This window comes from Granulicella sp. 5B5, assembly GCF_014083945.1.
In the GTDB taxonomy this organism is placed as follows: Bacteria; Acidobacteriota; Terriglobia; order Terriglobales; family Acidobacteriaceae; genus Granulicella.
Genome location: NZ_CP046444.1, coordinates 82,827 through 103,660, shown reverse-complemented (window position 1 = coordinate 103,660; position 20,834 = coordinate 82,827). Strand labels below are relative to the sequence as shown.

At 58.8% G+C, this 20,834-nt stretch carries 19 protein-coding genes, 1 tRNA gene and 2 riboswitches; of the genes, 13 read left to right on the top strand and 7 right to left on the bottom strand.

What is annotated here, in order from left to right:
• Positions 1-394 precede the first annotated feature (394 nt).
• The 3 genes from GOB94_RS00400 (at position 395) to GOB94_RS00390 (ending at position 3,427) form a co-directional block, all read left to right on the top strand.
• Positions 395-1,612, top strand: a complete 1,218-nt coding sequence (locus GOB94_RS00400; RefSeq protein WP_182277006.1) for an efflux RND transporter periplasmic adaptor subunit — start codon at positions 395-397, stop codon at positions 1,610-1,612.
• Between the two features lie 75 nt (positions 1,613-1,687).
• Complete coding sequence (locus GOB94_RS00395; RefSeq protein ID WP_182277005.1) at positions 1,688-2,551, top strand: DUF4097 family beta strand repeat-containing protein; 864 nt, start codon at positions 1,688-1,690, stop codon at positions 2,549-2,551.
• A gap of 159 nt (positions 2,552-2,710) precedes the next feature.
• Complete coding sequence (locus GOB94_RS00390; protein ID WP_182277004.1) at positions 2,711-3,427, top strand: HAD hydrolase-like protein; 717 nt, start codon at positions 2,711-2,713, stop codon at positions 3,425-3,427.
• A gap of 176 nt (positions 3,428-3,603) precedes the next feature.
• Here the strand turns inward: GOB94_RS00390 and GOB94_RS00385 are convergent, their stop codons facing one another.
• The 4 genes from GOB94_RS00385 to GOB94_RS00370 all read right to left on the bottom strand — a co-directional run bounded on the left by GOB94_RS00385 (position 3,604) and on the right by GOB94_RS00370 (position 6,431).
• A complete protein-coding gene (locus tag GOB94_RS00385; protein ID WP_182277003.1) occupies positions 3,604-4,110 on the bottom strand; it encodes a DinB family protein in 507 nt (168 codons plus the stop codon).
• 23 nt (positions 4,111-4,133) lie between these two features.
• Positions 4,134-5,045 carry an ROK family protein gene (locus GOB94_RS00380; RefSeq protein ID WP_182277002.1) on the bottom strand — a complete coding sequence of 304 codons (912 nt, stop codon included), beginning with the start codon at positions 5,043-5,045 and terminating at the stop codon, positions 4,134-4,136.
• Between the two features lie 6 nt (positions 5,046-5,051).
• Positions 5,052-5,870, bottom strand: a complete 819-nt coding sequence (locus GOB94_RS00375; protein ID WP_182277001.1) for a ZIP family metal transporter — start codon at positions 5,868-5,870, stop codon at positions 5,052-5,054.
• A 156-nt stretch (positions 5,871-6,026) separates the two neighbouring features.
• Complete coding sequence (locus GOB94_RS00370; RefSeq protein WP_182277000.1) at positions 6,027-6,431, bottom strand: septum formation initiator family protein; 405 nt, start codon at positions 6,429-6,431, stop codon at positions 6,027-6,029.
• A 351-nt stretch (positions 6,432-6,782) separates the two neighbouring features.
• Here GOB94_RS00370 and GOB94_RS00365 point away from each other — a divergent pair, with 351 nt between their 5' ends.
• The 3 genes from GOB94_RS00365 (at position 6,783) to GOB94_RS00355 (ending at position 8,507) form a co-directional block, all read left to right on the top strand.
• A complete protein-coding gene (locus tag GOB94_RS00365) occupies positions 6,783-7,379 on the top strand; it encodes a biotin transporter BioY (RefSeq protein WP_182276999.1) in 597 nt (198 codons plus the stop codon).
• A gap of 60 nt (positions 7,380-7,439) precedes the next feature.
• On the top strand, positions 7,440-8,294 hold the full coding sequence (locus tag GOB94_RS00360; RefSeq protein ID WP_182276998.1) for an MqnA/MqnD/SBP family protein: 855 nt from the start codon (positions 7,440-7,442) through the stop codon (positions 8,292-8,294).
• A 137-nt stretch (positions 8,295-8,431) separates the two neighbouring features.
• Positions 8,432-8,507, top strand: a tRNA-Lys gene (locus GOB94_RS00355).
• A 333-nt stretch (positions 8,508-8,840) separates the two neighbouring features.
• Here GOB94_RS00355 and GOB94_RS00350 read toward each other — a convergent pair.
• The 3 genes from GOB94_RS00350 to GOB94_RS00340 all read right to left on the bottom strand — a co-directional run bounded on the left by GOB94_RS00350 (position 8,841) and on the right by GOB94_RS00340 (position 10,739).
• On the bottom strand, positions 8,841-9,107 hold the full coding sequence (locus tag GOB94_RS00350; protein WP_182276997.1) for a hypothetical protein: 267 nt from the start codon (positions 9,105-9,107) through the stop codon (positions 8,841-8,843).
• 410 nt (positions 9,108-9,517) lie between these two features.
• The gene (locus GOB94_RS00345; protein ID WP_182276996.1) at positions 9,518-9,736 is read right to left on the bottom strand and encodes a hypothetical protein; all 219 of its coding nucleotides are present in this window, start codon (positions 9,734-9,736) and stop codon (positions 9,518-9,520) included.
• 92 nt (positions 9,737-9,828) lie between these two features.
• A riboswitch (cobalamin riboswitch) is annotated at positions 9,829-10,028 on the bottom strand.
• 60 nt (positions 10,029-10,088) lie between these two features.
• Positions 10,089-10,739: a histidine phosphatase family protein gene (locus GOB94_RS00340; RefSeq protein WP_255484111.1), complete on the bottom strand. Its 651-nt coding sequence runs from the start codon at positions 10,737-10,739 to the stop codon at positions 10,089-10,091.
• Positions 10,740-10,807: 68 nt separating this feature from the next.
• On the opposite strand from GOB94_RS00340, the gene GOB94_RS00335 reads away from it, so the two are divergent.
• The 7 genes from GOB94_RS00335 to GOB94_RS00305 all read left to right on the top strand — a co-directional run bounded on the left by GOB94_RS00335 (position 10,808) and on the right by GOB94_RS00305 (position 20,834).
• Positions 10,808-11,026 carry a CbtB-domain containing protein gene (locus GOB94_RS00335; protein WP_182276995.1) on the top strand — a complete coding sequence of 73 codons (219 nt, stop codon included), beginning with the start codon at positions 10,808-10,810 and terminating at the stop codon, positions 11,024-11,026.
• Between the two features lie 9 nt (positions 11,027-11,035).
• Positions 11,036-11,788, top strand: coding sequence for a CbtA family protein (locus GOB94_RS00330; RefSeq protein ID WP_182276994.1), 753 nt, complete (start codon positions 11,036-11,038; stop codon positions 11,786-11,788).
• Between the two features lie 26 nt (positions 11,789-11,814).
• A riboswitch (cobalamin riboswitch) is annotated at positions 11,815-12,008 on the top strand.
• Positions 12,009-12,111: 103 nt separating this feature from the next.
• Positions 12,112-12,960 carry a helical backbone metal receptor gene (locus GOB94_RS00325; protein ID WP_182276993.1) on the top strand — a complete coding sequence of 283 codons (849 nt, stop codon included), beginning with the start codon at positions 12,112-12,114 and terminating at the stop codon, positions 12,958-12,960.
• Positions 12,957-13,724, top strand: a complete 768-nt coding sequence (locus GOB94_RS00320; RefSeq protein WP_182276992.1) for an ABC transporter ATP-binding protein — start codon at positions 12,957-12,959, stop codon at positions 13,722-13,724. Before GOB94_RS00325 ends, GOB94_RS00320 begins: the two co-directional genes overlap by 4 nt.
• On the top strand, positions 13,706-14,728 hold the full coding sequence (locus GOB94_RS00315) for an iron ABC transporter permease (RefSeq protein ID WP_182276991.1): 1,023 nt from the start codon (positions 13,706-13,708) through the stop codon (positions 14,726-14,728). The genes GOB94_RS00320 and GOB94_RS00315 overlap by 19 nt, the downstream gene beginning before the upstream one ends.
• Positions 14,729-14,730: 2 nt before the next feature.
• Complete coding sequence (locus tag GOB94_RS00310) at positions 14,731-19,095, top strand: cobaltochelatase subunit CobN (protein WP_182276990.1); 4,365 nt, start codon at positions 14,731-14,733, stop codon at positions 19,093-19,095.
• Positions 19,092-20,834, top strand: a complete 1,743-nt coding sequence (locus tag GOB94_RS00305) for an ATP-binding protein (protein ID WP_182276989.1) — start codon at positions 19,092-19,094, stop codon at positions 20,832-20,834. The genes GOB94_RS00310 and GOB94_RS00305 overlap by 4 nt, the downstream gene beginning before the upstream one ends.

Genomic DNA, 20,834 nt, shown 5'->3' with positions numbered 1-20,834 from the left:
CTAGTCTGATTAAGACTCTGCTTTGAAGGGGCGGGGCTTCAGCCCGCCGTAAACCACCTGCAATCAAGAGGGGCTTTAGCCCCGGAGGGGGTCTCCGAGGTTTAATCGGAGCTTCCCCAAAGGCCCGGCATCCAGCCGGGCCTTTGCTTTTCCACACGCCCTCCGGCCCAGGCCGGGATTCACCTCGCTCTTTGAGTCGCCGAACGGTCTCTTCATCTCGCTACGGGGAAACAGGGTTCCACCCCTAACTCCAATCCGCTGCGGATCATAGCCCCATTTGCCGGGGAGGGTGTCACTACCAGCCTCCAAAATCCTCCGGGAACCAACCGCGCTCAACCTGCGTATCTTCCTCTCGTAGCACCACCCCGACACTGGCAATATTGGAGGCCACGAGTTGAACTCCTCGCGCACAAAGTCCCGCAAGCGGCTCTGGATCATCCTCGGCGTCGTCGCCGCAGTCCTCATCGGCGGAGGCGTCCTCGCTGCCAAGACCTTCGGCGCATCCGCGCCCCTCGACCCCTCGCAGATCGCCACCGTCGAGACCGGCGACATCGCCCGCTCCGTCGTCGCCACCGGCAAGGTCTGGCCCATCACCCAGGTCGAGGTCAAATCCAAGGCCTCCGGCATCGTCACCCAGCTCGACACCGACATCAACCAGAAGGTCCACAAAGGCGAAGTCCTCGCCCAGCTCGATCAGCAGGAGATTCTCGACCAGGTCGCCGCGCAGAAGGCACAGCTGGCCGCAGCGGAAGCCAACGCCACCTCCTCCGCCGCAGCCGTCCAGTACGACAAGGTCGCCGCCGAAGCCCCCGACCTCCCCATGATCAAGCACACCTACGACCGCGCCCTCCAGATGCAGCAGGACGGCGTGGTCTCCCGCCAGGCACTTGACGACGCCGCGCAGAAGTACCAGGCCGCTCTCAACATGCGCGACCGCGGTCTAGCTCAGGTCATCGTCGACCAGGCCAAGCTCAAGCAGTCCAACGCGCAGGTGCTGCAGGCGCAGGCCTCGCTCAAGCAGCTTGAAGAGCAACTCGGTTACACCACCGTCACCTCGCCCATCGACGGCGTCGTCCTCTCCCGCGATGTCCAGGTCGGCGACGCAGTCAGCTCCATCCTCGTCCTCGGCTCCACCGCAACGCTCGTCATGACCCTCGGCGACACGCACCAGGTCTACGTCAAAGGCAAGGTCGACGAGTCCGACATCGCCAAGGTCTACCTCGGCCAGCCCGCCCGCATCAAGGTACAGAGCTTCCCCGGCCGCACCTTCGCCGGCAAGGTCACAAAGATCGCGCCCCTCGGCGTTGAGAAGGATAACGTCACCACCTTCGAGGTACAGATCTCCATCGACAACCCCGGCGGCGAGCTCAAAGCTCTCATGACCGCCAACGCGGAGGTCGTCCTGGAGGAACACAAGCACGTCCTCACCGTCCCTGAGCAGGCCGTGCTCTACGACAAGGACCGCCGCGCCAGCGTCTGGGTCCCCGACCCCCACGGCAAGGACGGCCACCGGGTGGTCCCCATCAAGATTGGTCTCTCTAACGGCAGCAAAATTGAAGTTCTGTCGGGCCTGCACAACGGAGACAAAGTAGTCCTGCAACAGACCTCGTAATCATGACCCTGCAACAGACCTCGTAACCGCAGCACCAAAACATCTCGTCGAAACTATTCTGGAAGGAAGACGCCCATGAAACTCCATCTCCTCACCGCAACCGCTCTGCTGGCCGTATCCACAGCAGCGTTCGCCGACGGTCACTTCGACCGCACGCTGAACGTCTCCTCCACGCCTGACCTCTACGTCAACACCGGCTCCGGCAACATCACCGTCCACGCGGGCAGCGGCAACCAGATCCACATCGTCGGCCACGTCACCTCCAGCTGGAACCTCTTCGGCATGAGCAGCGACAGCAGCGGCATCATCCATCAGGTCGAAGAGAACCCGCCCATCGCGCAGGACGGCAACACCATCCGCGTCGGCTTCCAGAGCGGCCATCACGACGAGTACAACCACGTCTCCATCGACTACGACATCACCGCACCCGCAGGCGTCGCCCTCAACCTCCACAGCGGCTCCGGCGATGTCAACACTGACAGCATAGGCCGATACCTCACCGCCAGCACCGGCTCCGGCAACATCCGCGCACACAGCGTCTCCGGCCCCGCCGATCTGCAGTCCGGCTCGGGCGACATCACGATCGACGAGCGCACCGGCGGTGACGTCAAGGCCCGCACCGGCTCCGGCAACGTGCATATCCATGGCTTCAACGGCGCCCTCCAGGCCCGCTCCGGCTCCGGCGACATCGACGCCGACGGCCACCTCACCAGCGGCGCAGTCCTCGAGAGCGGTTCTGGCAACGTCCGCCTGCACCTCGGCTCTGATGCCCACTTCGACCTCGAAGCCTCCACCGGCTCCGGCGACATCCGCATCCGCTACCCCAACGCCCCTCAGCAGGACGACCACTCCCGCCACCACATGACAGCTCCCATCAACGGCGGTGGCCCTCCGCTACAGGTTCGCACCGGCTCCGGCGACGTAGAGATCGCCAGCTAACCAGCAATACGACACCGCAGGCCCTGTGCCGAGGCTTACGATAAGCCCCCGCACAGGGCCTTTTTACATTGCGCCCATTGCGGGCTTCTACATCGCGCCCTCTGCGTTCCGCTTTTGCCGCAGCAATGCGCCGCAGGCGCGAGCGTATCCTTAAACCCGATGCCCGCACCGCGCCTTCTCGTCTTCGATCTCGATGGAACGCTCATCGACTCTTCGCTCGATCTCTGCAACTCCGTCAACGCGGCTCTCCTTCAAGTCGGCAAGCCTTCACTGCCCAATGACCTGATCGCCAGCTACATCGGCGACGGTGCAGCCATGCTCGTCCGCCGAGCCCTCGGCGACCCCGGCGACCTCGATTCACTCACCCACAACGACGCTCTCTTCCAACACACCTACGCCAACTTCATCCAACACTATCGCGCCCACAAACTCGACAACACCCGCTGCTACGACGGCGTTCTTGACACCATCACCACCCTTCGCGACCGTCATCCTCACCTTCCCATGGCAGTCCTCACCAACAAACCCGTCATCCCCTCACGCGAGATATGCGTAGCCCTCGGCCTTGCACCATTCTTCTTCCAGAACTACGGTGGCAACTCTTTCACCACGAAGAAGCCTGACCCCCTCGGCCTGCAAACCCTCGTCGCCGAAGCCAGCCAACTCGCAGGCGAACGAATCTCTCCTGAAGAGACGGTCATGATTGGAGACTCTGATGTGGACGTCCTCACGGCAAAGCGCGCAGGCGCACGCTCCATCGGATGCCTCTACGGCCTCGCGCCCCACTCTCTGGCAGCAGCCCAGCCCGACGCCACGGCACACGCTCCTCAAGAATGGCTAACGCTGCTGGAAGAAATAGGACTCCCCAAAGCGTAGCCAGCAGCTACCCTTGACACGCCCTTTACAATAAGAAGTGAAGAGCCCGGCCAAGTGCCGGGCTTCTGCGTTTACGCTCTTTGCCCATTTCACCATGAAAGTAACCAAAAGCTGGTTACGAGCCTAAGTCCAATCCGCTGCGGATCATAGCCCCAAAATGGCGGGGGAGGGGCTGGCTACTTCCACGCCCCCAGTAGCCGCCGCAGCACGATCAGTTCGCCCACGTGATACCCCGCATGGTCGACGATCAACATCGCCTCACGGAACAGCGTCTGCCCATCGCCCCAGGCAAATGGCTCGACCAGCTTCGCCTCACTCGCATCCGCAATCAGCCCCTCAAACCGCGCCCGGTCATCAAGCACCATAGCCACAGACTCATCCCACGCACTCTTGCTCGGCGGCGCCGCTTCCTTAGGCCAGTAGGAATCCGGCCACTTCAACGGCTTGTAAGTACCGTCTTCGTTATCGCTGAACTCAAGAATGTCGCGCTGTGCGATCCGGATGTGCTCCACGATCTGCCACGCAGAATACGGCAATCCCTGCGGCACAACACCGCGCAACTCTGCTGGAAAACCCTTGACGGCCTGCTCGAACGTGGCATGAGCCTGCCCGCCATCGAGCATCTTCAACAGCTCACTCTTGACCGATGTTGCCTCTGACTTTACGTGGTGTGTCTTCGCCATGCACCATTCGATGCACAACCCGCCTAGCTCGTCGCACTCTCCGGCCAAAGCCACGCCGCACCCCGAACGCCGCTCGAATCCCCATGCACATTCCGCCGTATCGGCGTCGTGATGTTTCCGCCAAAGCAGTACTCGCTCAACTGCCGCGACAGCTCACCGTCATACAACCGCTCCAGGTTCGACAAGCCACCCCCGAGAACGATGACATCAGGGTCCAGCACATTCACGACCACCGCAAGTCCGCGTCCAACCCGCGAGATCAGGCGCTCCATCGCAGCCTCTGCATCCGGATCTCCGTCTTCTGCGGCCTTCACGATCTCCACGCCACGAAGATCGCGGCTCGTCACTCGCGCAAAGTCCCACTCAAACCCCGTCCCTGAGATCCAGCTCTCCAGGCAGCCACTCTTGCCGCAATAACACGACGGCCCAGGCAGCTCATCGCCCTTCGCCCACGGCAGCGGAGTATGCCCCCACTCCCCCGCCACCCCATTCGGCCCCGCATGCACCTGGCCGCCAATCGAAATCCCGCCCCCGCAGCCCGTCCCCATGATGACCCCAAAAACCAAATGCGCCCCCTTCCCCGCACCGTCAATTGCCTCACTGACAGCAAAACAATTTGCGTCATTGGCGCAGCGCACCTCACGAGCCAGCGCATCGCTCAGATCGCGCTGCAGCGGCTTGCCATTCAGCCACGTCGAGTTCGCATTCTTCACCAGCCCCGTCGACGCAACAACCGTCCCCGGAATCCCGACCCCAACCGTTCCGCTTTCACCCAGCACCGCCTCCATCTCCAGCGCAAGGTCGCGGATGGCTCCGATAGTCCCCTCGTAATCTCCGCGAGGTGTCGCCACACGCACACGTCGCAGCTCTGCGCCTTTGCTATCCAGCGCAATCGCCTCAATCTTTGTTCCGCCCAGGTCGATCCCAATCCGCATCTGTGTCTAAGCTCCTTGCATCCGTGTCAATCCCAACGCCAGCGCAACTCCGAACGCCAGGCTCACAATCTGTCCCAGCACAGCCACAGGCCGCTTCTCCGCCTGCAACTCTGGCAACAGGTCCACCATGGAAATGTAGAGGAAACTACCCGCACTCACTGGCAGCAGCCACGCAACCGTCCCTGTTCCATGGCTCCCGAGCGCGACAACGATCGCCCATCCTAATAGGCTTGACCCGCCCGCAGCGATAGCCAGCAAGGCCGCGCGGCCACGCTGCACGCCCATATGCACCAGCAGCGCAAAATCGCCCATGCGATGCGGAATCTCATGCAGTCCCACCGCCAGCGCCGTCACCCAGCCCACGCGCGGATCGATCGCAAACGCAGCCGCTACACCCGTGCCATCCACCAGACTATGCGTCACGCATCCCAGCAAAAGCGTAGCCGGCCGTGACGCATGATGATGGTGATGATGGTTCCCCTGCGAGTGGTCTTCCTTGCAGTCCACCTCGGCCGAAGGCTCCGCGCTCACGCCCGACAGCACATGAAACAGGCGCTCGAACGTATACAGCGCCAGCATCGTCACCACCACCGTCACCCATACAGCTGGACGGTTACCGAGTGACTCGACCGCCTCCGGCAGCAGATGCGCGGCCCCCGTCGTCATCAGCACACCTACCGCCACACTGATCACATACGGCAGGGCTCGGCGCAGGGCTGCGTCGAAGCGATGCAACGAGGTGACGGCCAATGCCGCCAGTAGCTGAACACCCACAACAGCAATCAGCGATTGAAGAGAGACAGATACAGATGACGTGGCGAGCAAACTTCCTCCATCCACCATCGTACCTGTGTTGCTGAGTTCACGCTGTCAATATCCGTCAATGCCAAATGGATAATGTTGCGTCTCGGCATTCGCGCAAATCCGACCCGTTAGGCCCATCCCGTCAAAATGGCGCCTCCGCCAATCGGATAACTCTACCTAATGTGCCGCTGCACCAGGCATCGCACCGCTCTTAGCACCCGCATTCGCGCCATCGGTCACGGTATAGATCACTTCGCCCGTTCGCGTATAGTGCAGTTGCGCGCGCGCCTCATGCTCAATCTCACCGGGATCGTTCTGCAGGCGTTCCACATGCCCGCGCAACCGCTCGTTTTCGGCCTTCAGGCGGATCATCTGCTGGTTCAGGTACTTGGCCTCTTCCCGCTTCCGTGCGAAGGCGGTCAGTCCGTTGTGCCCAAACACCACGCCGTATGCCATCACCAGCGCCAGCGCTCCCACGGCGATTGTCGCTGCCCGGCGGCGCCACGAATACAGACGTGTCCCTGCCGCCTCCGCAAACGCCGGCAGCGGGGAGATCTTCGTCGGCTTGGTATCTTTCGTCATCGGACTAGCGTTCCTTTGCCAGTATCGCCGATGTCGACACCAAACTTGAGTCTCTTTCACTGCATGGAACCATACTTGTCGACAGTTCAGATGTGTCCATTGCCTCTCGCGATATCCGCCGATTCACGCTGCACCCTTAGCGCTGCCTTTGTTATTCTTAGGGAGATCAAATGTTCGTACTCGCCGCCATCTCGGCAACATCGGTCCTGGTATTGCTCATCATGAGCTTCGTGATCGCCAAGCACATATCCCGAGCCCGCAAACGGCGTTCGCCTTCCGTTCCCGCAGAACCACCACGCAACCTCGCTAACCCGCTCTAGGTTCCACCCAATCCAACACCTCGGTACACCTATGCCCACTCTCACTGCATCGCCCTCATACGCATCCCGCGCCGCGTCGCTCTCGCAAACCCGCACAGGAAAGGTCCTCATCGGCCTCGCCGCTACCGTGGTCATCGTCGTTGCCGCACGCCTCTCCATCCCTCTGCCCTTCACGCCCGTGCCGCTTACGCTGCAGCCCTTGGCCGTTCTCGGGGTCGGCCTCGCGCTCGGCCCCGTTGAAGGCTTCCTGGTATTGCTCGCATACCTTGCCGAAGGCGCAATCGGCCTGCCCGTCTTCAGCCCGACCGGGCTCGGCGGCGTGGCGCAGGTCCTCGGCCCTACCGGCGGCTACCTCATGGCCTACCCGTTTGTCGCGGCCCTCGCCGGCGGCACGGTTCGCCTGCTGAACACCCGCACCTCGCGCTTCCTCGCCTCTCTCGTCGCGGGCATCCTCGCCATGGCCTTGCTCTATGCCTGTGGGGCTCTCTGGTTCGCGCAGTACACCCATCACTCCCTCTACGCCACATGGATCGGTGCCGTTGCTCCCTTCCTTCCCGGCGAGATCGTCAAAATCTTTGCTGCGGCTGGCATCTACAGCGCCCTTACCCGCCCGCGTCGCATCGTATAAAGAACTCAACCGCGCGGCACACCTCGTTCAAACACGCCGCGTTCACGTAAGAAGGAATCAATGACTACTGCAGCAACTGACGTGCGCGAGATCAAGATCGCTCACAGCCCTGACTCTGACGACGCTTTCATGTTCTACGGACTCGCCACCAACAAAATTCGCGTCCCCGGCTATAAGTTCACCCACACCCTCACCGACATCGAAGCCCTGAACCACCGCGCCCTCACCGACCAGTACTACGACGTCACGGCCATCAGCTTCCACGCCTACCCCTATATCCAGGATAACTACACTCTCATGTCCTGCGGTGGTTCTGTAGGCGACAGCTACGGCCCCATGATCGTCTCCAAGCGTGACTTCACCCTCGATGAAGTGAAGAAGCTGAAGATCGCAGTCCCCGGCACGCTCACCACTGCGTATCTGGCCCTGAAGCTTTTCGCACCCGAGATCGAAACCGTCACCGTTCCCTTCGACAAGATCATCCCCGCCGTTCTCGCCGGAGAGTTTGACGCTGGCCTCATCATTCACGAAGGCCAGCTTACCTACGCGCAGGACGGCCTCAAGAAGATCATCGACCTCGGCGTCTGGTGGCACGAGCAGACTGGTCTCCCTCTTCCTCTTGGCGGGAACGCCATCCGCCGCTCGCTCGGCTCTGAAGTTCAGCTCATTACCACCAACGCTCTGCGCGACAGCATCCGCCACGCCCTTGAGCACCGTGAGGCTGCACTAGAGTACGCCATGCAGTTTGCCCGCGACCTCGACACCAATCTCGCCAACCGTTTCGTCGGCATGTACGTCAACGAGCGCACCCTTAACTACGGCGACGATGGTCGCGAGGCGATCCGCAAACTCCTTGACATGGGCTATGAGCGCGGCATCATCCCCCACAAGGCCAACGTCGAATTTGTAGGCTAAGTTTTCCTCACGATCCGGCGTCCCGAAACGGCGCCGGATCGTGGTACACTAACTCTTGTGCGGCGGTAACATCCGCATCTCCTGTTGCGAACTTAGATCGTTCGCTCCTGCCTCTCCCCGAGACAGGTTCCACGCAAGGACGCGTAGCTCAGCTGGTAGAGCATTCGACTCTTAATCGACTGGTCGTAGGTTCGATCCCTACCGCGTCCACCACTTCCCCCGACAAAATAAATCCACTGACCGGCAGCGCCTTGGACGGAACACTCTATTCCTCGGATCGTTTACGGCCCTCCTATTTGGGGTCGCTGATCACCCTGCCCGCAGGATTGATCCACCTACACGAATAAGATTTCGAGTCATTGTCTCTCTACCACTCTTCACAAACATGAGGGGCTCAATACGGGCTCGGATTGCGATACTCCTTGCAACATGGTTCCAACCCTCGGGTTTTCTGCCCTGAATATGTCGTAATCGGGTCTACTACACCTATTGAAGAAAATGTCCCCTTACGACTCTTGTATACTAGCTGCCTGGCAACCAACATTTTTACGAGGGCACAAGAATTATGCCCCGCGCGGCTTCGGACGTGGACCGGCAGTCCAACGCCCCCACGACGCCTGCACCGACGACACTCCCAAACCAGCCGCCACTCCCCGCGGAGCCGGCGGTGGCGGGCGCCGAGGCCCCGTCGAACTTGCCCCCGGCGAGTACACCGTCCGCCTCACCGTCGACGGCAAAACCTACACCCAGCCCGCCATCGTCAAACCCGACCCCCGTGGAAGCCACGTGGGTGGATACGGCAAACGAAGGCACCAACTCCCGCTCCTGAACTACGCCTCCAGCCAAACAATGAGGGTGCAAACAAAACCAGTTTGCATCCCCTCTTTTCGGCTAATCCTCGGAAGCAGAAGCAAGCTAACGGGCAAGTGCCGGATAATCGATCGCTGTCGCTTACACCGCTTACCCTCTTGACATCCCCGTTATAATAGAAGTTGACATGACGGGAAGAGGCTCCGTGGCAGCAAAGTGTGAGGCTCTATTCTCTAATCGGTTAAGGGGTGCGCGTCGGCCTTACAGGCTGCCCTCTCTGAAGACAGATCCACCGCTAACTCCAATGGGCTGCGGATCATAGACGTGTTGGCCGAGGGGCTCCAACCGAATTGAGCTGGCTGAATGCGGAGGCATTGCTGCTCTTCTCGCTAGGGAGAGAGCAACGCGCACAGTTACGTCGCACACACAGGCCCCGACAAGATCGCCGTGAGCGTGATGATCTGCAGCGTTGCGGAGCCGTCCGTCGTAAGGCTTGTGGCGTTATACGTCATTGACCCAGGCGGCGTAAACGTGGCTGAGATGGCACAGTTGGCAGTAGCGGCGAGCGTTGCGCAACAAGTCGTGGTCTCCGCAAAGTTGCCAGGGTTTGTATCACCCAGCACGATGACCATGATGGCTCACGCTCAAGGTGGGATCAGTGGCTTCCTGATGGAGGCACAAAGGCTCAAGAACAACGAGCGATCGCTTCCCGTTTCCGCGCGGAAAGAATCTGACTGTTCTAGGTAGGTCTCCTGACTTTCAGGCAAAGCCTCACATGTGAAGCTCCCGACCTTTCGCCTTCCCCAGTCGCAACCGAGTGGCTTTGTGAAAAGTCTTGTTCCTGATTACAGTGGCGGGGCCGCGCCGGACTCACACCGGCTTCCCTGTTATGCCCTTGCGGGCACCCAGAATATGTCCCCCTAATCTAGCATGGCCGCACTTGCGAGCTGCGGCCGGCAGTTTTACAAATGCGAAGCATTTTGCTCATTTGAGGAGAACGGGACATCCCGCCACCCGGAGCGTCCACTGCTTTCCATTGAAGCGCAAATCGGTAAGGGTCAACGGAGCGATCTCAATGCGCCAGAAAGACTCGGGCGGGGCTTGAATCGCGCAGAGGATCGCTGCACGCACCACTGACGGGTGTGTTACCGCCATGGTGTGGCCAGCAGTGGTTCGATCCTTCATCCATCGCTGAACCCTGATAATCAGGTGCGCAAAGGACTCACCGCCATGGGGCACAGCGTTCACGTCTGTCAGCCAACTGGCCAATCCTTCGGGGTCTGTTGCGTGGATGTCCTCGATTTCTTTACCGTTCCACGTCCCGTAATCGACATCGGCAAGCTCAATCGCCACGGAAGGCTCCAGACTGAGAGCTTCCGCGGTTTGTTGTGTGCGCTTCTCCGGTCCACAACATACATATTGTGCTTGCGGGGCCGTCCATCCCTGAGTGGCGACCTTTTCAATCTCGTCTTCAGGCAAGGGCGCATCGAGAGGAAAAGATGCCCGTTTTAGAGCGAGGGTGGGTGCGTGGCTGATGAGCGTGATTCGAGCTGGCAATGCTCTCAATTCCAAGGCCGTCACTGGCGCAAGATTATCATCGGCTACCTTTGTATTGACACCACCGTTGAGCTTCACTACGCTCAGACTGAGTTGAGGGCTTCATTCTCCCTCATACAGATGTGCAACCTCAGGAGGTCTCAAGTATGGCTCAGTGGTCCGCAGGCTCAATCGCGCAACCAGGCACTATTCCGGTCATTCCGCTCCGCGAATTGATGCCTTGGGCGTTGTTTGGAGGGCTGTTGATGCTCCTTCTAATCTATTTTGTGGGTGCCGAGCAGGGTGCCACCTCTCTCATTCATGGTCGCGCAATTCACGAGTTCGTTCACGACGGACGCCACTTACTCGGTTTTCCCTGCCACTAAACAAATCCAATGGCCCGTTCACTGCTTCTTCGCGGTATGCTGGTCGGCCTCCTGGTCGGCCTTTTCGTATTCGCATTCGCGCGTTGGGTGGGGGAGCCCCAAGTGGATCGGGCAATTGCTTTTGAGACCAGCATGGACCAGGCCAAAGGTGAACCGCCTGAGCCGGAGATCGTAAGCCGCAAAATTCAGAGGGGTTTTGGTTTACTTACTGGCATCGGGGTGTACAGTACCGCGCTCGGTGGCATCTTTGGACTCGTTTTTGCCTATGCGCGCGGTCGCTTCAGCCAGTCCAGGCCTAGAGTTCTCTCCGCTCTGCTTGCGGGGATTGGGTTCGCCACCATCGTCCTGACGCCGTCCCTCAAATATCCGGCCAACCCTCCATCGGTTGGGAATCCGGAAACGATCGGTATTCGCACTGCCGCTTATTTTCTGCTCATCGCGACTTCAATTATCGTCACAGTCGTTTCCCTGAAAGCAAAACGACTCTGGAGCAAGTCCCTGGGGGAGTGGAATGCCACGTTGTCAGCTATCATTCTCTACGTGGTTATCGTCAGTGTTGTCGCTCATTTTCTGCCCCCAATCGACGAAGTTCCTGCGGGATTCCCGGCTTCTCTGCTATGGAAATTCCGCATCGCATCCTTAGAGACCCAGGCTGTGATGTGGAGTATTCTGGGACTTCTTTTTGGCTGGCTTACCGAACGCGCGGAGGGCGTAAGCAATATGCCCTCCCAGAGTTCCGTCGATGAACTGCGCTATTCGTGATCTGGCCGACATCCTGTTGCGTGGTACCTTTGATAATGACCCACGGTGCCCACAACGGGCTTAAAAGGGAAGTCCGGTGTAAAGCCGGCGCGGTCCCGCCACTGTAAACAAAGATAAGCCGCTAGAAGTACCACTCGGGGTAGCTACCGGGGAAGGATAGCGGCGGATACGCAAGTATCGTCTTTGAGCCAGGAGACCTGCCAGGGGTTCAGTTGCAATTTCTGCGGAGAACAGAAACCTTGCGCCCGACTTCTGGCTTGAGCTACGACAATTCGCGCTCCACGTTGCTGACACGCCGAGGATTCCTATCCAGCGTAGTGCTCATGGCATTGGTGGAGCGGCTCCCCGCCGAAGACAAGCCCCAACGCATTGTCTCAACAGCACCCAGCATTACGGAGGCACTCTTCGCCCTGGGGCTCGGCGACAGGGTTGTCGGCGTTTCCCGCTTCTGCAACTTCCCTGCCTCCGCTCAAAAACTGCCGAAGGTCGGAACATACCTTGCGCCGGATGCGGAAGCCATCGCGCGTCTCGTGCCAGACCTCGTCGTTCTACAACGGATCTCAAGTGAACTGACTGATCGCCTCACTGCCCTGCACGTCAGGTTTATCGAAGTACCGCATGGCACTCTCAACGATGTCTATACTGGCGTCCTCCTCATCGCAAAAGCTGCAGGGGTCCCTGAGCGCGCAAACATCCTCATCGAAGGCATCCAGCGTCAGTTAACGGAGATTCAGGAGAAGTCGAAGGGATTACCGTCCCCTCGCGTTCTAGCTATCGTCAATCATCGACCCGGAATGCTTGCCGAACTTACGGCAGTTGGTCCAGGGAACTATCTCGAAGAGTTACTGGAGATCGCCGGAGGCAGAAATGTGCTCGCACAGCCTGGCCTGCCGATGTATCCACGAATTTCTCTGGAAACGGTGCTCCGAGATGATCCCGATGTGATTCTCGACCTCAGCGGCGAGCAGGAGTCGGAAGCAGAGCGCAAAGCTGCAGAGGCCCAGGTATTGTCCCTATGGGGTCAGCAAAGCCAGTTGACAGCGGTTCGCAGAGGACGCGTCATCGTTGGCACCTCAAATGCCCTGCTTGTACCTGGACCGCGCGCCCCGATAGCCGCTCAGATGCTGTTCGACTTTATGCACTCCGCAAACAGCAAGGGGCGTGCCCGTTGAGCCAGCTGCTTGAGGTCGCGAACCTGCAACTCTCCTACGGAAGACGTATCGTCCTTCGCTCAGCAACACTCAGCGCCGACACCTATGAGTTCCTGGCCCTCGTAGGTGTCAATGGAGCGGGCAAGAGCACGTTGCTCGATGTTGTTGCGGGTTTCCGCAGACCCGCGGTCGGATCAGTCTCCATTGCCGGGCGCGATCAGAAGGCCTGGAACCTGCGTGAGCTTTCGCAGCGCGTTAGCCATCTCCCGCAAACAGTCTACGCCGATCTCCCGTATACGGCGGAACAACTGGTAGCGATGGGGAGATACCCGCACACGGACAGGTGGTTCGAGTCCGATGAGGATCACAGCTTTATTCGTGAAGCCATGGAGCGGACCCATTGTTGGGAGTATCGTCATCGAAACTTTCGGTCGCTAAGCGGAGGCGAACGGCAGCGGGTTCTCCTCGCCGCGTGTCTTGCGCAGAACGCTTCCATTCTCTTACTGGATGAACCGTCAACTTTCCTCGATGTCGAGCAGCAGCTTCATTGCTTCACCGTCCTTCGCCAGGAGGCACGAGCGGGCAAGCTCTGCATTGCGGTTACCCACGATTTGAATCTTGCGTTGACCTATTGCTCCAGAGTTCTCGTACTGTCAGACGGAATCGTCGCCCATGACCTCACAGCGTCGAAGGCGCAAGAGAACGATGACTGGCTAAAACTTTTCTCCTCGCGATTGCGGATAGGCAGTACGCCCGCAGGCTCCCCATGGATCTGGTATCAATGACCGCTTATGAACAAAGCACGGCTGTAGCCCACAGGAATCTTCTCCTGCCGATCTGCGTGTTCGTTGCGTCCGCGATCCTCCTGCCGTGGATAGGCGCTGGGCCGATCAGTGTTGCGAGGGTCTTGCATCGACAATCTCCCGACTACGAGATTCTTGTACAATTGCGCGTCACGCGGACGCTTCTCGCGCTTGTCGCTGGAGGAGCGCTCTCTCTGGCCGGTGCGCTGTTTCAAGCGATGCTGCGGGATGCGCTCGCCACTCCCTATACGTTGGGCATCTCCGCCGGCGCCTCCCTTGGTGCCGTTGCCGTGATTGCAGCAGGCTGGCAGATGGTTTGGGGGATTCCTGCTACCTGGGTCGGAGCTCTGACTGGAGCCTTCGGCGTGCTGGCACTCATGCTTGGAGGATTTTCCAAGCGACGGCAAATCTCGGCATTCAGCCTGCTTCTTACCGGGATTGCCATCAACAGCGTATGCGCGGCGCTCATCATCATCCTAGGTGGTTTCGCCGGGATGTCGAGGACCTTTTCGATCGCCCGCTGGCTTATCGGCAGCGTCGATTCGACGAGTTTCACATCACTCGGAGTTCTGAGTGTCGTGGTCGTTGTTCTGGCAGCAATCGTCATCTCGCGAGCCCGTAGCTGGAACCTTCTTGCGGTGGGAGACCAATGGGCTGCTTCGCGCGGTGTCCGCGTGCCTGCCCTACTAAAGACTGGCTACCTGTCGGGATCGATTCTCGTCGCGGGCGCGATTGCACTGACCGGCCCTATCGGCTTCGTCGGCCTGATCGTACCGCACCTGGTGCGCTCAAAGATCAGTCCCGATCATCGTGTGCTGCTGCCAAGTGTATTTCTCTTTGGCGGGGCGCTCCTTGCGATCTGTGATGCTATTGGACGCATTGTTCTGCCACCCGCGGAGATTCCTGCCGGGGCGGTTCTCGCTCTCATCGGCGGCCCTTATCTGGTCTGGGCGATCCGTCAAAGACGCCCCTCAGAGGAGATGTAGTCATGTCAACATCACACCGTCAACGCGTCGTTCGCGCCGATGGACGAGCCTTCAATATCATTCAACACCGGGCCCACCTCACGTATTGCTACACGGGTTGTTGCTGCGGTATCACTGAACGCGGTTATGCCGCGGTCCCTGTCGATGTCTACCAGGAGGAATGGCTGAAACGCAAGATCCGCAATGATGTCCACCTGACGAAGGGAGGCTGCATTGGCCCCTGTGCGCTCGCGAATGTGGCCAGCCTGGTCTTCGACGGAAGGAGCATCTGGTTTCATTCCGTAAACAGTGAGTGGCACGTTCGTCAGATCTTTGAATACATCGACTCGATGCTGAAGGCCGACCGCTTCCTTCAACCTTCTGCGGAGCTGGCCGAATACACCTTCAACTACTACGACTGGGATGTTCGACTTCCGAGCCCAAGCGATGGGCTGAACCAACTCGAACTGGCGCAGCCAAATGGCGGCATCATGCTGCTATCGCACGCCGATACCGACATGCTCACCCTGATCAAAGCTTCGGAATTACTTCCCGCCGAACTTCGTGTCAGTGCGTTTTCGCTGAACGCCCTGCGGACCGAAGACCAGATGAACGCGCTGCTCGCCGGCGAGATGAGCAAAGCAAAGGTAATCGTGGTGCGCTGCCACGGGCCACTTAGCTGTATCCCTGGCTTCAGCAGCCTGAAGGCGACTTGTATCGAGCGTGGCCAATCTCTTGTACTTGTTAGCGGAACGGGCGACAACGCTTCAGAGTTTTCTGAAACGATCAATGTGCCCGCTGATGTGATGCACACGGCCTCCGGGTATCTCGACCTTGGAGGTGTCGCCAATTTCAGTGAGCTCTTCCGTTTCTTGTCGGACCGATTGATGCTCACGGGCTATGGATATGCTGCGCCCAGTCCGATGCCGGAGCATGGTATCTACCTGCCGGAGATGGATGCCGCAACCTTTGAGGATTGGTGGCGGCAGGCCGATCCGTCGAAACCAACCGCTGCCATCCTCTTCTATCGCGCCCATCGCATGAGCGGCAACACTGCCTTTATCGACAAGCTCGTTGAAGCACTACAAAACAAGGGTCTGAATGCTTTGTGTGTCTTCACCTCAAGCCTGAAGTCGAAGGAAGAAGGAAGACCCGCTGCGTTCAAGCTGATTCACGGCCGCGCCGATGTCCTCATCTCAACGCTATCCTTTGCCCTGGGAGAAGTGAATACTGGCTCTGTGACGGTTGCGGGTGAAGCGGTGGATTCCCTCGAACAACTCGGAATGCCTATTATCCAGGCTATCCCGAGTGGAATGCCACGTGGTGCATGGGAAGGGTCGCGACGTGGCCTCAACTCGCTCGATACAGCAGTCAACGTCGCTATTCCTGAGTTCGATGGCCGCATTATCACCGTACCGATCTCATTCAAGGAACGAGGCTCCAGCGGGGCGGAGAATCTTTACGTCCCACACGAGGAACGGATTGAGCGAGTGGCAGGCATTGCGGCTCGTCTTGCAGCTCTACGCCATAAGCCAAATCGAGAACGGCGGATCGCCTTTGTGCTCACGAACTCGGCCGCAAAAGCATCGCAGGTTGGCGGCGCAGTCGGCCTCGATTCTCCAGCCAGCCTTCTCACCACTCTTCGCGCCATGTGTGCGCGCCGATATGTCATCTCCGAGTTGCCGGACACTTCGGACGCGTTGATGCAGGAACTGCTGCAGCATGGAACCTACGACGATAAGTATCCGCTTGACCCCGCACAAGCCAAACGCTTTTCGAGGGTCGCTTACAGGAAGATCTTTGCGACGTTTCCGGAACGGCCCAGCCGCAGGATGCAGGACTTCTGGGGGCAGCCGCGGGACCGCGGGCGTCCCATCATGCCGGCAAAGAAGACAGACAAGAAGCTGCTGCCTACGATCGGCGCCAAGGTTGTTTCGATTGAGCAAGAAGAGCCATGGGGAGATGAGCAGGATTATCTTTTTACTGCGCTGGACCTCGGCAACGCTCTGATTGCTCTCCAACCGCCGCGTGGTTATGGGATCGATCCCGATGCGATCTATCACACGCCGGATATGCCTCCAACACACCATTACACGGCTTTCTATCGCTGGCTAGGGACGGCCCAAGACGAAGGCGGCTGGGGCGCCGATGCGATCGTGCATATGGGCAAGCACGGCACACTCGAATGGCTTCCGGGTAAAGGAGTTGGGCTATCGGGCGAGTGCTTCCCCGATCTATTGCTGGGCGATCTTCCGCTCGTGTATCCGTTCATCATCAATGACCCTGGCGAGGGTAGCCAGTCAAAGCGTCGAGCGCACGCCGTGGTCGTTGACCACCTCACGCCTCCTATGACGACGGCTGAGACATATGGCCCCCTCGCCGAGTTGAATCAACTGGTCAACGAATACTACGCAGTCGAAAAGCTCGATCCGGCCAAGCTGCCGTATCTCCAACAGCAGATATGGGAGCTCGTAGAACGCACCAACCTCAAAACCGATCTCGATACAAAAGCGATGCTGACGCGCGAACGAGGCGACCACTCTCATGAGTGGGATGACGCTTTGACTCCGGAGGGCGTTCCTACAACGCTGGCTTCCATGACGGGAAATGAGGTTGCGCACCTCATCGAAGACCTGGATGGATATCTCTGTGAGTTGGGGATGGCGCAAATTCGCGATGGTCTTCACATTCTTGGACAGATGCCACCGCTTCCCGAGATGCTCCGCTCGTTGACGCGCCTGACGAACGTCAGCACGCCGAGTCTTCAGCAAAGCCTCGCAGACGCTTTTGGATTTAGCCTTACATCGCTCCTGAACAAACCCGGTGAGCGCTTGACGACGACGCGGGAGATTTTCGGTCACACTTGTTATACCCATGCGGACGTACTCGAACTGCTTGATCGTGCCGTGCTCGACCTCTTCACCATGTTGGAGACTCTTGGATTTCGTACAGAGGCTGTAGCCGAAGTACAACGAGCTGTCCTCGGTCTGCAATCCCCCGAGATATCGGAAGCGCTGCTTTTCGCGTGCATCGAACTGGTACCAAAGCTCGAACAAACGGGAGACGAAATCGAGCATCTTCTGGATGCTCTTGAAGGGAGATATATTCCAGCCGGTCCCGCTGGCGCTCCGACTCGAGGGATGGCACACATTCTGCCAACGGGGAGAAACTTCTATGCGGTCGACCCGCGAGCCCTACCTTCGCAGGCGGCATGGCATGTCGGACAGCAACTTGCGCGAGAGGCTGTCGATCGGTTCCGCAAAGAAGAGGGTCAGTATCCCGAGATGATGGGTCTCAGTGTCTGGGGAACGTCACAGATGCGTACGCATGGAGATGATATCGCGGAGGCCTTTGCTCTGTTAGGTATTCGCCCAATCTGGAGTTCGCAGTCTCACAGGCTGGAGGGCGTGGCCGTCATTCCCCTTGAGCAACTCGGACGTCCGCGCGTGGACGTCACCCTGCGCATCAGTGGCTTTTTTCGCGATGCTTTCCCGCACCTCATAGAACTGTTCGACCAAGCCGTCTCGCTCGTTGTCGAGCTTGATGAACCGCTCGATCGAAATTTTCCACGCAAACACTATCTTGCCGATCTGGAAGCTCACAAGAACATCCCCGAGCATGAGGCGGACGTACAGGCACGATACCGCATCTTTGGATCAAAACCTGGTTCTTATGGAGCAGGCATCCTGCCATTGATAGAAACCGGCAACTGGAGCGGCGATGAAGATTTTGCTCGTGCATTTCTTGCCTGGGGAGGATTCGCCTATGGTAAGGGCACCGATGGCGTTGATGCGCAGCCGGTATTCGCCGAGCGGTTGAAGTCGATTCAAGTTGCGCTGCACAACCAGGACAACCGCGAACACGATATTTTCGATTCGGACGACTACTTCCAGTTCCATGGTGGAATGATCGCCTCGATACGCGCACTGACAGGGACGCAGCCCAAAGCCTACTTCGGTGACAGTTCTCGCCCTGAGACCGTGCAGGTGCGCGATCTTCAAGAAGAGGCCCTCCGCGTCTACCGGTCTCGTGTCGTCAATCCCAAATGGATCGAAAGCATCAAGCGACATGGATATAAAGGGGGATTGGAGTTGGCGGCGACCGTCGATTACATCTTCGGTTTCGATGCGACAGCACAGATCGCCCCCGACTTCGTCTATGAGGGTCTCGCGGAGCAGTATGCTTTGTCACCAGAGATTCGCAATTTCCTTGGCACCTCGAACCCGTGGGCGTTGAACGCCATCGCTGAACGCTTGCTTGAGGCAGCTAGACGCGAGCTTTGGGAGAGCCCAGTGCCCGAAACACTCGAAGCTCTCCGCGAAGTCTTGCTGGAGAGCGAAACCTTGCTGGAGGCACGGGGCGAAACGAAACGAGGGGTTATCTTATGAAGCCTCCCGTTTATCCTTTCTCAGCCATTGTCGGACAAGAGGAGATGAAGCTTGCGCTGCTTCTGGCAGCGGTCGATTGGCGCATTGGTGTCCTTCTGCGAGGCGACAAAGGAGCTGGCAAGACGACCGCGGCCCGTGGGTTGGCAACGCTCCTGCCCCACCCCTCTCCGTTTATCAATCTTCCCATCGGAGCCACTGAGGACAGGCTTCTTGGGGGCTTGCACCTCGAACGAGCTCTCAAGGGAGAGCCTGCACTCAAGCCGGGCCTACTCTCTGAAGCCCATGGAGGAGTCCTCTATGTGGACGAGATCAACCTCCTCCCAGGTCATCTGGGCGATACGTTGCTCGATGCGGCGTCAAGCGGAGTTAATACGGTAGAGCGCGAGGGCTTTAGCGCATCTCATGCGGCTGAGTTTGTGTTGCTCGGCAGCATGAACCCCGAGGAAGGTTCCCTGCGGCCACAACTGCTCGACCGGTTTGCGCTCGCGGTAGATATTGCCGTGCCTGTCGATCCAGTCGCACGACAAACTGTTATCGAAAGGCGAATAGCGTTTGAACAAGATCCGACGAGTTTCAACAAGGAGTGGACCCAACCAGAACAACAGCTGTGCGATCGATTGAACGCGGCGCGCACTAGACGTCCTGACATTCTTTATTCTAAAGATCTACTTGCCAGCATTAGCGAGTCCGTCTGTGAAGCCGGCGTGCGTTCTCTCCGAGCCGACCTTGCAATCGTTCGCGCGGCCATCGCTTACGCGGCCCTGGTCGGCGATGCTTCAGTGCTTCCCAACCATGTCTCCACCGTATTGCCCTTGGCACTTGCTCATCGGAGCCATGAGCGGGGCCGTCCTCCCGCACCCCGCACTCAACCGCCGGCACCGAAATCACGCGATTCACAAATAGAGCCGCCCGATCCCAACGGTCTACCGAATGCGCGTGATGATGTCGCCAGAATATTTGCTCCGCGGGAAGTCGAGACATTCGCCATACGCGCTGCTTTTGAAAGTGTAGTAGTCCGGGGAATCAGTGCCATGGCATCCGTCTCTCAACCTGGCCCAGTTGTCGGCTCCCGCAGAACAGAAACACCGGTAGAACTTGATGTTCGCGCAACGCTAAACCATACGGTGAGGGAGACCGGCGCGGTTCACCTAAGAACCTCGGATCTGCATGAGCGCATCAGAGCTCCAAGAGCTGGAACGCGGTATCTCTTTGTTGTCGATTCAAGCGGATCTCATGCCGTACAGGAACGGATGCGCCTGGTGAAAGGCGTGGCGAATAGCCTGCTCACACGCTCTTTCAAAATCGGAGATGAGGTTGGCATCATTGCCTTTCGTGGAACAGAGGCACAAGTTTTACTGGAGCCATCCAACGTACTTCAAGAAGCAACCGCGACATTGGAATACCTTCCAACCGGCGGCAGAACCCCCTTGGCACATGCACTCCATCTCGCTCAGAAGTATCTGACGCCGACCACCGTAATCATTCTGCTCACAGACGGGCGCGCGAATGTGCCTCTCGAAAATAGTGACGCGTGGCAGGACGCTATAGATATGGCCGGTCAGATTAAGTCATCGGTTCTCGTGATCGATACCGAAAACTCCAGCGAACGTCTCGGAAGGTCGCGAATGCTGGCAGAGGCTCTGAGTGCTGAATACTTCCATTTGGAGAGTGCCGAGTTGAATGAAACTCTCGTACTCGCCCTACAGCGTGTTCACGAACGTGGTCCATCCGAATGCTAG

What these genes read in the sequence shown, in the direction of transcription:
- GOB94_RS00325 (WP_182276993.1), top strand. Translation starts at nt 12,112, where the DNA reads ATGGCATTGGTGGAGCGGCTCCCCGCCGAAGACAAGCCCCAACGCATT.
- GOB94_RS00310 (WP_182276990.1), top strand. Translation starts at nt 14,731, where the DNA reads ATGTCAACATCACACCGTCAACGCGTCGTTCGCGCCGATGGACGAGCC.
- GOB94_RS00390 (WP_182277004.1), top strand. Translation starts at nt 2,711, where the DNA reads ATGCCCGCACCGCGCCTTCTCGTCTTCGATCTCGATGGAACGCTCATC.
- GOB94_RS00360 (WP_182276998.1), top strand. Translation starts at nt 7,440, where the DNA reads ATGACTACTGCAGCAACTGACGTGCGCGAGATCAAGATCGCTCACAGC.
- GOB94_RS00385 (WP_182277003.1), bottom strand. Translation starts at nt 4,110, where the DNA reads ATGGCGAAGACACACCACGTAAAGTCAGAGGCAACATCGGTCAAGAGT.
- GOB94_RS00365 (WP_182276999.1), top strand. Translation starts at nt 6,783, where the DNA reads ATGCCCACTCTCACTGCATCGCCCTCATACGCATCCCGCGCCGCGTCG.
- GOB94_RS00380 (WP_182277002.1), bottom strand. Translation starts at nt 5,045, where the DNA reads ATGCGGATTGGGATCGACCTGGGCGGAACAAAGATTGAGGCGATTGCG.
- GOB94_RS00395 (WP_182277005.1), top strand. Translation starts at nt 1,688, where the DNA reads ATGAAACTCCATCTCCTCACCGCAACCGCTCTGCTGGCCGTATCCACA.
- GOB94_RS00370 (WP_182277000.1), bottom strand. Translation starts at nt 6,431, where the DNA reads ATGACGAAAGATACCAAGCCGACGAAGATCTCCCCGCTGCCGGCGTTT.
- GOB94_RS00345 (WP_182276996.1), bottom strand. Translation starts at nt 9,736, where the DNA reads ATGGTCATCGTGCTGGGTGATACAAACCCTGGCAACTTTGCGGAGACC.
- GOB94_RS00330 (WP_182276994.1), top strand. Translation starts at nt 11,036, where the DNA reads ATGGCCCGTTCACTGCTTCTTCGCGGTATGCTGGTCGGCCTCCTGGTC.
- GOB94_RS00335 (WP_182276995.1), top strand. Translation starts at nt 10,808, where the DNA reads ATGGCTCAGTGGTCCGCAGGCTCAATCGCGCAACCAGGCACTATTCCG.
- GOB94_RS00305 (WP_182276989.1), top strand. Translation starts at nt 19,092, where the DNA reads ATGAAGCCTCCCGTTTATCCTTTCTCAGCCATTGTCGGACAAGAGGAG.
- GOB94_RS00315 (WP_182276991.1), top strand. Translation starts at nt 13,706, where the DNA reads ATGGATCTGGTATCAATGACCGCTTATGAACAAAGCACGGCTGTAGCC.